Below are 11,157 nucleotides of genomic sequence, written 5' to 3'. Positions count from 1 at the left end.
ACAGTATCCGGCGGCACTCCGCCATCGGGATGCTCAGTCCCGACAACTTCGAGCAGTCACTCCGCATGGCTGCCTGAACCCTCGTAAGCCCCTGTCCACCATTCGGGGTGAACCTCACTCCCGTCGCTGGTTCTGCGCCAGTCGCTTTCTAGAGGCAGGTAGTTACAGGGCGTGCGTTAAATGAAACCTGTTCGATGCTATTCGGGAATAGAAAACACGTATCGGTTGCGCTGTGTCGTCGTGGCAGTTCATGCAGGAGGATGGCTGCCCCGAGTTTGGTTGACGCCGGGATATGACTTTCCGGGTCGCTGACACGGCGATGTGTCTCAGGCTCGACGGGACGCCTGTGCGCATGCGACACGATTAGGTCGCCGACAACAAGGATCCAGGCTCAGGGTTGCGAAGGGACTGCTGCTACTTGAGCTTCAAAAGAATGCGACGACCAGGCAACTTCGTACGTACGAAGCGACTCGATGAGGGGCAGGGCGGTTCGAGTCAAGTCGGCCGCAATGCTCGCAGCCTCGATTCTCTACTGCGACGTGTCGAGCCGACCACCGACGAAGCCGTAGTTCGAGAGTGTGGCTGTACCGCGCGTTCGTGGTCTATTTATGCGAACCGCGGCCGCGTCCCCACGGTCCGGCGGGGTCCGAGGGCGGCTCGTCTTTACGGACGCCCGCTCCTGGTCGGCCTGGCCGGGATCGGCCGAGGTCGTTGAAGGTCCCGATGAATACCGGCCAGTACATGTCCACGGTGTCTTCGTCAGGCATGCGACCGACCAGCTTGCGCTGGAGGTTCGGATGGACCAGGTTGCGGAATTCACGAAGAATGCTCGCGATGCGGTAGGCGTCCGTGTCGATCCATTTGAGCCGATGAGCCACGTAGATCAGCGAATGCAGGTTGAGCTTGTCCGCCGTTTTGGCCGGGCGGACGCGTTCGGCCTTCGCCTCGGGTTCATCCCAGATCTCATCGGGGATCGGGCGGTTTTCTGCGGCATCGAGGAGTAGTAGTTCCAGGAGGCTTCCCAGCAGGATTATCGCTGCGAGGTAGCAACCGGCCGCCCTGCACTTGTCGATTTCGTCGATGCGTTGGGTGAGTAAGGGGACCAGCGTCGGGTCCGTCACGACGTCCTCGACCGAGTACTGGAGTTTTTGCCTGCTGATGTCCAAAGGCACGGACTCTGAGACTGCACGGCCAGGCCGAACGACCGGACGCAAGTTCGCGTCGAGTTCGACGTGCAGGTTCTCTACCTCCAGCAGCAGATTGAGCTGGCGCAGGATCTCGTCCGCGGACTCGCGGTCCTGCTGATATTCACGGGGGTCGGTCAGGCGTTTGAGCACCTGCTCGATGGCATCGGGTTCGGTGTGACGATTCAGCAGGTGAGAGATCGTCCAGGCCTTACGGCTGTCGCCGTCGTACTCACGCACGTCGTTCCAGCCTGCCCGGCGGAAGAAGGCGACCAAATCGGTTGCTCGACGGTAGTACACGGTGCCGTCGCCACAGATGAGGTCTGCGACGGCGATCAGGGTCTGCTCATCAATCGGTTCCATGATCACGCCTCCTGGGGTTCGACGCCGTGCTCAGTCAAGATCTGCCAGACGACTTCCAAGGCCTTCGAGGGGGCAAGGATGAACTGGCTGTGGGCGACGCGACAGAACGGCCAGCCCGCACGCCGCAACTCCCGCAGCGACTCGTCGTCCTTTCTGCGGCGTTCCGCGCTGAGGCCGGTGTATTCATCGCACATGACCGCGACAGATCGGTCCTGGCCGCGGACGACGATATCGAGCTGACGGCCACCGATGTCCTGGTGCGGGTCGGCGGCATACCCGCGGTGGCGGATCGCCAGGTAGACCTGCTGGACGAACAGAGACCTGAACGGCTCACAGCGCTGCGTCGGCGAGATGTGGTCGAAGTCCTCGGTCTGATCGATTTCTTCGATTTCACTGTAGTGGCTGAGCATGCGATGGCGGATGTCTTCGCTGTCCAAGTCGGGGCCGAGTGACGTGATCAACCACAGCTGATCTCTGGCTCGGCTGACAGCGACATTGATTCGCTGCTCGTAGCGCGTGTCGTTGCGTAGGATCTGCGGCCGACCGGCTACGACCGTCGAGACCAGCATGACGTCGCGTTCATCACCTTGAAAATTCTGAGCGTTCCCGACACGGATATTGCGTCGTTCGATTTCCGAAGCGGGGATTCTCTTGTGGAGCAGCCCTGTGAGCATCTTGACCTGACGAGCACTTTGCACAGCAATGATGCCGAACGTCTTGCCCTCATACGCTGGATCGTCCAGACATTTTGCCAGGCGGTCGATGACGTATTCGGCTTCAGGACGATTCGTCAAAGTCTCGGAAGAGCCGGTGGTTTGCCCGTTCGGTACGTGGCCGATCAGGACCGGTTCCAGGCGATTGGCTCCGTGTTGCCGCAGTGGCACCAGATCGTCGTCGTAGAACTGTCGCGAAGGCCAGGAGATGATCTCCGGCATGCAGCGGAAGTGCTCCCGGAGCCGGACTACGGCCGGGAATGCGCTGCTGAGGATGTTGTACAGATTTCCGTTCGGTAGGAGGACCTCCCGCACGTGGGACGGCACGTCGGGGAAATCCGCCCGCAGACGGTCGATCACACCGTCTAGAAGGCGCGGGCTCGAGTACGGTGTGCACTGTTTGTCGTCACCGACCACGATTACTCGCGGTGCGAGCCAGAGCAGGAACAGGGCGGTCGGTTCGGCTTGGCTGGCTTCGTCGACGATGACGACGTCGAAGCTGTTCGGCGCTGCCGGGAACAACTCCGCAACTCTGTCGATCGTCATGACCCAGGCGGGAACGGCCGGTTTGGCGTCGGCGATCGCGGATCGGGCGGACTTCTGATAGCGAGCGGCGTTTGCTCCTCGGCCGCGTTGCTTCTTCGCGAAGTGTTCGTAGTTCTTCAGGCCGCGGCGTGCTTTGGGATCCATGGTCTGCAGGCAGTTCGCCCAAGCCTTGGCTGTTGCGAGTTCGGCTGTCACCTTAAGCAGGTCGGCCTTGGCTTCTGCAAGGTCAGATTCTCGCTGGGCATCGAGCCCAGGCCGGTATTGAGCGTGTACGAAACGGTCAGCGATCGCCCAAGACCAGGCCTCGTCGATCATGGGAAAGCGAGTCTCCCAGACATTATCTAGCAAGGAGGACGTCAAAGTGGTGACAAGCTCGGCGTGGCCTTCGGTCATGCGATCGTGCAGTTCGCGTAATCGGCAATGGCTCTCAATCGTGCGTCTGGCGTCGTTGACTGCGTCAGCTGCGGTCCGGAATGCCAAGATGTCGCAGTGCTCCAGTGCTGCCGCAAGCTCGCCCAGTTCTGGGGCAGCTTCGGGCGAAGCGAGGACCGCTGCCCACGACGCGTTCAGCTGAGTGTGGTACTGCTCGTGCTGCGCGGCGTCGATGCGGTGCCGGGCGAGTGTGACGGCATCATGGAACGTCAGCCACAGGTCATGTGTCGTGAGTACGGCCAGGATGCCGTTCTTGGCAAGTGTGGTCCGCATCCCGGAGGTGATCTGTCCCAACTCTCGTAAGACCGGTAATGCCGCTTCAGCCTCGACGAGCCAGCGAAGTCGTTCGCCGGCATGGGCGGTGGCGGTGGGGATCGCGACCACGAAGCTCCACGCGTGTTCTGCCTCGGCGAGGGTGACGACAATGTCCAGCACATCGTGTACGGCAGCTGCGGCCTCTCTAGTACGCGGCTCACGACCGCGGTATCTACATCGTTCCCGGACCACCTGCGTGTCACGCCCAAGGAGGGTGAGCCTGCGGAACAGGGCGGTACGCACAGGCTGCCGGGTTGCCAGTCCTTGCCGCAGCTTCCATGCCTCGTCGCGCAGATCTCGCAGAGCGGTGTGGTCGTGTTCTGGAAAGTGGACATCACGCAGCAGCGGATTTCGTGACCTCGCCGAAAGCGCCTCAGCCACCGACGATCGGGCAATGACGTCATGCCATGCGCTGAAGTTGCGGCCAGAGAGCAGGTCGTCGACTGCTGTGGTGAGCCATTGAGCGTCACTCGGCACGTTCGCTCGCTGCTGGAGGTGCCGGACGATCTGGTTCAAGCGGGTGAGGTTGCTCAGCCATCGATCGAGCTCTGCCGCGTCGATCCTGCCGCAGAGGTCGGCAAGTTGCGCGGCGCCGTCGCGGACATGAGGTGGTCTGAGCGCATTGAACAGCACTTCGGCTTGTTCGGGCGTGTGGATTTGGTCTGGGGGAGGGACGAACTCCATCGCGCGCTGTGGCCCAAGTGGATGTTCGATCAGCAGGGTGCGCAGGTCAGTGAGCTCCGAAGGGGTGAGCGGGCTGTGCGATGCTGAGTGCTCGGCCAGGGATGGGAACCAGTCGAGTCGGCCGCGCCTTTCCTGGACTTGAGCGGCGATGTCGGCGAGCCGCCCTCGATAGCCGTCGCTGACCGACGGATGGTCGACGTGCTCGGATTCGCGCAAGACCGCCAGGTCCACCTGGATGTCGGCCACGCGCTGCCGGGCTACAAGCCAGCGCTCATGGCTGGTCGCGACTCGATGTTGCGCCTGGTCGTTGGTGGTGCTCGCGAGGTATTCCGCCATCGCGCGCACGCTCGATTCGAGCTCACTGGCTCGTCCGTCTTTACTTCCGGCAAGCGAGACGCACAACTTCTGCATGTCTGGCGGCAACATTCCCCGCAGCACGCGAAGCGGCTGTTCGCGTTGGCTGACCACCAGCACTCGCATTCCCTCGGCGAGCATCGCCACCAAGAAGTTGGCGATAGTGTGTGTCTTGCCGGTTCCCGGTGGTCCTTGGACGACGGCGCCGTTGTCCTGCCGGACTCGATCGAGGACCAACCGTTGCTGCAGGTTGTGCTCTCGTGAGAAGAGCGGTTCGGCGCCCAGGGACTTGGTGCCGCCGGCCACTGCGGCCAGCCACGCCTCCTGCTCGTCGGGCGTAAGATCACGCAGGATCTGAACGAGTGCCTGCGGAACGACTACGCCCGGGTCGCGCAGTTGTTCCAGCACGCGGTCGAGAAAGCCGGCCACACTTGAACGATCGCGGCGCCGGAGGACGATGGCAGGTGAAGCAGACACTGTGAGTCGTCCCGCCTGATCGAGAGTCGGCGGTGTTACGGCGTCGCTGAATCGTGGCGAGTCTGGCAGCAGTCGCCCGCTCCAGTCGCTGAGCCACTTGCTGGCACCTTCGTCGGTCGGCAGGAGGTCGGACTGCTCCACTTCGGCCCGGATGTGATCAGCGCTTCCCAATCGCTCTCCCAGCACGGGGATGAGGAACCTCCGGTCCTCCATCAGCATGATCGCGTCGGTATCGGGGCCGACGGTCACACCGGAGTAGCGATCATCGACTCTGGCGAACAGCCGTTTGACCAGCAAGTGTCGCCGCACTAGCCGACCGTTCTCGTCGCTACCCGACACAAGACCAGCGCACAGCACGAGCTCGAATTCGTCGTCCTGGTTCGCGAGTTGGCCCGCGACCTGCCGCAGATCTTCGTAGAGCGTGCGTTGCGGACGTACCGACTTGACCTCGGCTAGCCACGCGTCCCGGGCGGCAACCGCGGTGCGGTAGGCGGTGGTGAGGTCGGTCGCGTCGTGAGCGTCTGCGACCCGGGTAGTCAGGTCCTCGGAGAGGTCGAGTTGCTTCAGGTCGTGGTCCACCCATTGCTGGTGCTCGACATGACCGTTGAGCTGCGGAGGTAGATCAGGTGGTGGCGGCAGTGGGACTTGGTCGACGGTGAGAAGGCCGCCGTCCGGGGCCAACTGCGTGCGCAGCTCGAGGCCGCCTGGCAGCTCTGATAGCCACCAGCATCGTTCGAAGTCGTCGAGGTCGCAGCTGTCGGCCTTCGTCGACGCGGCCATGTCGCGGAGGTACTGCACCAGCTTAATCGCCTCGCGGCGAACGTTCGGGTCGTTCGGACGCATCCAGTCCCCATCGCCACACCCATCCCCTCTTGATGGGCAGTAGAACAGAATCCGGGTCCTGGCCTGCGGAATCAACCCAGGATCGGCGACGATGCCGAAATGTACTACCCGTTGTGACAGCTGGTAGTCGAAGTCGATGCCGAACCACCTCACCGGACGGCTTGCGTCAGTCTCAGGATGTGCACCTGTTGGGCCGACTTCTGGTACGTCAGCAAGGGCGAGCCCGAAACAGTCGAGGTTTCTTGCTGTTTGACCAGCAGGTCGCTCATACGGCCATCCGGGTGCATGTGGGCTCAAGGTTCGTCATTGCGGTCGCTCGGATTGGTTTCGACGGTGACCTGGGAAGTTCTGCGATGGTGAGGTAGGGATGACGAGAGCCACATGCGCGGTTGCTGCCGGGGTCTCGCCGCGAAGATCGGGTGTGAGGCGACGTGTGCGGGCGGCCGTCGGGCTGGGGGTTCGGTTTGCGTTCTATGGGCGGATGTCAACGGTCGAGTTCCAGGATCGTGAAACGTCTCTGTGGTGGCAGCGGGAGGTGGCCGAGGAGATGATCAAAGAGCGTGGCGTGATCGTGGCGGAGTACTTCGATGAAGGGTGTTCGCGTCGGCTCCCGTGGCATGATCGCCCGGCGGCCGCGGCCTTGCTCGCTGCAGCGCGGTCTCCGGGCCGTGAGTTCGATGCGGTCATCGTGGGGGAGTATGAGCGCGCGTTTTATGGTGATCAGTTCGGTGGTGTGCTGGCGGTTCTGCGCGAGCATGGGGTGCAGCTGTGGTTGCCCGAGGCAGGCGGTCCTGTCGAGCTGGACAATCCGGTGCATCAGGCGTTGATGTTGCTGCTGGGGTCGCAGTCGCGCCGGGAGGTGATGCGGGCCAGGCACCGTGTGCTGGCGGCGATGCACACACAGGCCCGCGTGCAGGGCAGATTTCTTGGTGGTCGGCCGCCGTATGGATATCAGCTGGTCGATGCTGGACCGCATCCGAACCAGGCGCACGCTGGCTGGGGTCGAAGGTTGCAGCGGTTGGAGCCGGACCCGGACACGGCGCCATGGGTGCGGTGGATATTCGAGCAGCGGAAGGCCGGCCGCAGTGTGGCCGGGATAGCCCGAGAGCTCAACATGCGAGGCGTGCCTTGTCCCTCGAGCGCTGATCCGGAGCGAAATCGGCATCGGACGAGGCGGCAGTGGATCGTCCGTACGGTGCTGGGCATCATCGAGAATCCGCGGTACACGGGCAGGCAGACGTGGAATCGCCATGGTGCCAGGACGACGTGCTTGCCTGGTAGCGGTGGCTCGAAGTCGCCGACGACATTGCAAGCGTGGGCTGTGTCGGAGAAGGTTTCACACCCCGCGTTGGTAGATGAGGCTACGTTCCTGTCGGTCCAGGGGATGAGGGCCCGTCGACCGCCCAAAAACGGCAGTGCCAGGGACTACGCGCTGGCCGGGCTGGTCACGTGTGGCTTGTGCGGTCGGCGGCTGGATTCCCATTGGATCAACAACCGTCCTGGCTATCGCTGCCGGCACGGTCACACCAGCGCGCGCAGCCGTCCGCGCGATTTCCCGAAGAACCTGTACGTCCGTGAGGATCACCTGCTCGCCACCCTGCGCGTACGCCTGGCTGCTCATATGGCAAGCGACGCGACCTCACTCGCCGGGCATCTGAGATCGAATTCTTGGTTCCTCAGATGCGACGGCAACGAAGTCATGATCGAGGGACGCCATCCTGTTGCGGCCTCATGCGCTGCACAGCTTTCGCTAGCCTGAAAATGCCACCAAATAGTTCAGCTCCTACAGGAGTTGGCCTGTAGGAGCTGAACTGGTCTTATGGGGTAATTGAGTGTCCGAGGGGGGACTTGAACCCCCACGTCCGTTAAGGACACTAGCACCTCAAGCTAGCGCGTCTGCCATTCCGCCACCCGGACTTGATGTAAGAAGACTATACGCCGCGTCCAGGCCGTTTTCACGGGGGTCCAGTTACGCGCTGTGCGGGCCACTGGCAAGATCTGGAAGTTTGGCCGTCATGAGGTCAGAGGCCTAGGTGGCTGGATGCATCGCCGAGAGCCTCGTCGAGGATCTCCAGGCCCAGGGCCAGTTCTTTCTCGGTGACCGTCAGGGGTGGGGCGATGCGGAAGACGCCGCCCATGCCGGGGAGCTGGACGATGTTCATGTGCAGACCCAGCGCTAGGCAGCGCTGAGTGACCAGGGCGCCGAGTTCGTCGGCGCTTCTGCCGGGAGGTGCCGTGAGCTCGAGGCCCGCCAGGAGGCCGCGGCCTCGGATGTCGCCGACGGCCTGGTGGCGGGCGGCGATGGCGTCGAGACCGGCGCGAAGGGTGGCGCCGAGTTTGGTGGCCCTTTCGTCGAGGTGGTCGCGGGTGAGGACGTCGATGACCGTGTTGCCTACCGCTGCGACCAGGGGGTCTGAGACGTGGGTGGTCAGGAACAGGAAACCGCGGTCGTGGGCTTCCTGCTCGATCTCGGGGGTGGTGAGGACCGCTGCCAGCGGAAGGCCAGCTCCCAGCGTCTTCGACAGGGTGAGGATGTCGGGGACGACGTTGTCGCGTTGGAAGGCGTACCAGGTTCCTGTGCGGCAGAGGCCGGTTTGGGCTTCGTCGAGGATGAGGAGCATGCCTCGGTGCCGGCACTTGGCCTTCAACGCTTCCAGGTAGCCGAGGGGGAGGTCGATGACGCCGCCTGAGCTGAGGATGGGCTCGATGATGCAGGCGGCGAGGCTGCCTACCGACTGGGCGTCGATGAGGTCGAAGGCGAGGTCGAGCTGGGCCTGCCAGTCCGGGCCCGCCGGCACCGGGATGGCGAAGTTGCCGGGCGCCGCCGGGCCGTAGCCCTTGCGGCCCGCGCTGTAGGTGGCCGATGCCGCTGCTTGGGTCATGCCGTGCCAGGACCTGGCGAAGGAGACGATCTCGTGTTTGCCGGTGACCAGTTTGGCCAGGCGGAGCGCGGCCTCGTTCGACTCGGCGCCGGTGGTGAGGAGCAGTGCCTTCTCGAGGGGCTGGGTCTCGGCGAGTTTGCGGGCGAGGTCGACTACCGGGCGGGTGAGCATGCCGCTGAAGAGGTGGTCGAGCGAGGCGACCTGGCGTTGGACGGTGGCGACGATCTCGGGGTGGGAATGGCCGAGGATCGCGCTCATCTGGCCGGATGTGAAGTCGAGGATCTTCCGGCCGTCTTCGGTGTGGAGGAAGCTGCCGGACGCGCCGGCGATGATCTCGCGGGTGAACGTGCCCGCGCCCAGGTAGCGGACCAGGTGGCGGTCGGCGTCGGCCCAGAACTGAGTGGTCATGGTTTGACGGTAAGTGGGCCTGTGTGAACGCGTCCAGCTCACAAATCTGGGGTTGCTGTTCGGCTGAGCCGTACAAGAATGGCCGCTGTGACGCTCAATCCTTGGCGGCTTCAGCTGCTCAGCAGACTGGACACGCTCGGTACCGTCCGGGCGGTCGCGGTGGATGCGAATCTCAGTGCTTCCAGCGTGTCGCAGCAGCTGGCCGTGCTCGAAGCCGAGACGCGTACTCAGCTTCTCGAGCGGAGTGGGCGGCGGGTGCGGCTTACGCCTGCTGGGCTGGTGCTCGCTCGGCGGGGGCGGGCGATTCTGGACCATATGGCCGAAGTCGAGGCCGAGTTGCGGGGGCTCAACGAGGAGCCGGCCGGGTTGGTGCGGCTGGGGGCGTTTCAGAGCGCCATTCACACGATGGCCGTTCCCGCGGTGACGAGGCTCGCGGCGTCGCATCCGCAGCTCGAGGTCGAGGTTCTGGAACTTGAGCCGCACGAGAGCATGCCCGCGCTGAGGGGCGGGGATGTCGACGTCATCATCACGACGACCGACTTCGTGGAGCTGCCGTTGGGGCCTGATGTCGACCTGGTGACGCTGGGTATGGACCCGGTCGTGCTCGTGCTCCCGGAAGACCATGGCGGACGGGGGCCGGTCGATCTTGCCGCGTTCGCCGGGGCGTCCTGGGCTTTTGACATGCCGCAGTCGTATATGGCGAACCTGGCGATCCGGCTGTGCCGCCAATCCGGGTTCGAGCCGCGGGTGGTCTGCCGGTTCAGCAACTACCTGATGACCTTGCAGCATGTCGAGGCCGGGCTTTCGGTCGCGCTGCTGCCGGGGCTGGCCGTCGATGACCGGTACCGGGTGGTGACGCGGGAGCTGGCCGCGGCGGTGACGCGGACCATCACCGCCGCCGTGCGGCGTGGGGGACCGCCACGGGCCGCGGTCAACGTGGTTCTGGATGCTGTGCGGCGGCAAGACATTTAGGGAAACGAACAGGATCGACGCGACTAACGGCTGACCAGCGGCGAACCCGTGATCGGGGTGGACGGCCTGCCGTCCACCCCGAGCGGGACGTCACCGGCGAGCATCACCCGGTGCATCGTCCGTGGGAAGTCGAGATGCCCGGTGTCACTCGGCGCGAGGTGGATGGTGGCCCGGTTGTCCCAGAACGCGACGCTGCCCGGTTCCCAGCGGAAGCGGACGGTGTACTCGGGCCGGGTGACCTGCTCGAGGAACATCTCCAGCAGCAACCGGCTCTCGGCGCGGGAAACGTCCCGGATCTGCTCGATGTAGTAGCCGTTGATGGACAGGATGCGTTCGCCGGTCTCGGGATGTACCCGAACGACCGGGTGGATGGACGCGACCTGGTGGTCTTGCAGGTGTTTCGCGTAGGCGTCGGGCCCTGGCCGTGTCTGGTAGCCGACACCGAGCCGGTGCTCGGCCCAGAGCGTGTCGGCGAACCTCTTCACGGGCTCGGACAGGCCTTCGTACGCGACGGCGAGGTTGGACCAGGTCGTGTCGCCGCCGTACGGGGGCACGGTTTCGGCTCGCAGGATGGTCGCGGCGGGCGGATCGATGCGGGCGCCGTGGTCGCAATGCCAGCCGCGCAGCGTCGAGTGGCGTCGCCGTTCGAGCCACTCGGCGTTGCCCATGCCGTAGCGCCCGGCCAGCTCCAAACGGTCTGCGGTCGTCTCGACTTCGGGGAAGTCCTTCGGCGAGGCACTGCCGCGGGACCTCAAGGTGACCAGTTCCCCGAAGCGGCGCGCGAACGCGATGTGCGAGGCGTGGTCGAGCTTCTGGTCGCGGAAGAACACGACCTTCCAGCGCAGCACGGCCGCCCTGATCGCCGCGACGACCGTGTCGTCCAGCGGCCCGGCCAGGTCGACGCCGGTGATCTCGGCGCCGATGTGGCCGGCGGCCGGGCTGACTTCCACACCGGCGACTGTCGCCACTTCGGTTCTCCGCTCT

General features: G+C 64.3%; 6 protein-coding genes and 1 tRNA gene. 2 read left to right on the top strand and 5 right to left on the bottom strand.

Going from position 1 to position 11,157, the window contains the following annotated elements:
• Positions 1-602: 602 nt before the first annotated feature.
• Positions 603-1,547: a hypothetical protein gene (locus ACFV15_RS32640; RefSeq protein WP_378355191.1), complete on the bottom strand. Its 945-nt coding sequence runs from the start codon at positions 1,545-1,547 to the stop codon at positions 603-605.
• Between the two features lie 2 nt (positions 1,548-1,549).
• Entirely contained in the window at positions 1,550-5,911 is a 4,362-nt protein-coding gene (locus tag ACFV15_RS32635; protein ID WP_378355190.1) for an AAA domain-containing protein, read from the bottom strand.
• 421 nt (positions 5,912-6,332) lie between these two features.
• Here ACFV15_RS32635 and ACFV15_RS32630 point away from each other — a divergent pair, with 421 nt between their 5' ends.
• A complete protein-coding gene (locus ACFV15_RS32630; RefSeq protein WP_378355188.1) occupies positions 6,333-7,670 on the top strand; it encodes a recombinase family protein in 1,338 nt (445 codons plus the stop codon).
• A gap of 74 nt (positions 7,671-7,744) precedes the next feature.
• On the opposite strand, the gene ACFV15_RS32625 is transcribed toward ACFV15_RS32630, so the two are convergent.
• Positions 7,745-7,828: transfer RNA gene (locus tag ACFV15_RS32625), tRNA-Leu, on the bottom strand.
• 104 nt (positions 7,829-7,932) lie between these two features.
• The gene (locus ACFV15_RS32620) at positions 7,933-9,201 is read right to left on the bottom strand and encodes an aspartate aminotransferase family protein (protein WP_378355186.1); all 1,269 of its coding nucleotides are present in this window, start codon (positions 9,199-9,201) and stop codon (positions 7,933-7,935) included.
• A gap of 78 nt (positions 9,202-9,279) precedes the next feature.
• Between ACFV15_RS32620 and ACFV15_RS32615 the strand changes: the two genes are divergently transcribed.
• The gene (locus ACFV15_RS32615) at positions 9,280-10,173 is read left to right on the top strand and encodes a LysR substrate-binding domain-containing protein (protein ID WP_378355185.1); all 894 of its coding nucleotides are present in this window, start codon (positions 9,280-9,282) and stop codon (positions 10,171-10,173) included.
• Positions 10,174-10,196: 23 nt separating this feature from the next.
• On the opposite strand, the gene ACFV15_RS32610 is transcribed toward ACFV15_RS32615, so the two are convergent.
• Positions 10,197-11,141 carry a TauD/TfdA dioxygenase family protein gene (locus ACFV15_RS32610; RefSeq protein ID WP_378355184.1) on the bottom strand — a complete coding sequence of 315 codons (945 nt, stop codon included), beginning with the start codon at positions 11,139-11,141 and terminating at the stop codon, positions 10,197-10,199.
• Positions 11,142-11,157: the final 16 nt, after the last annotated feature.

Origin of the sequence: Amycolatopsis sp. NPDC059657 (assembly GCF_042734395.1) — a bacterium.
Classification (GTDB): Bacteria; Actinomycetota; Actinomycetes; order Mycobacteriales; family Pseudonocardiaceae; genus Amycolatopsis.
Note: the sequence above shows the minus strand (reverse complement) of the source record. Positions and strands in the feature narration are given on the sequence as shown.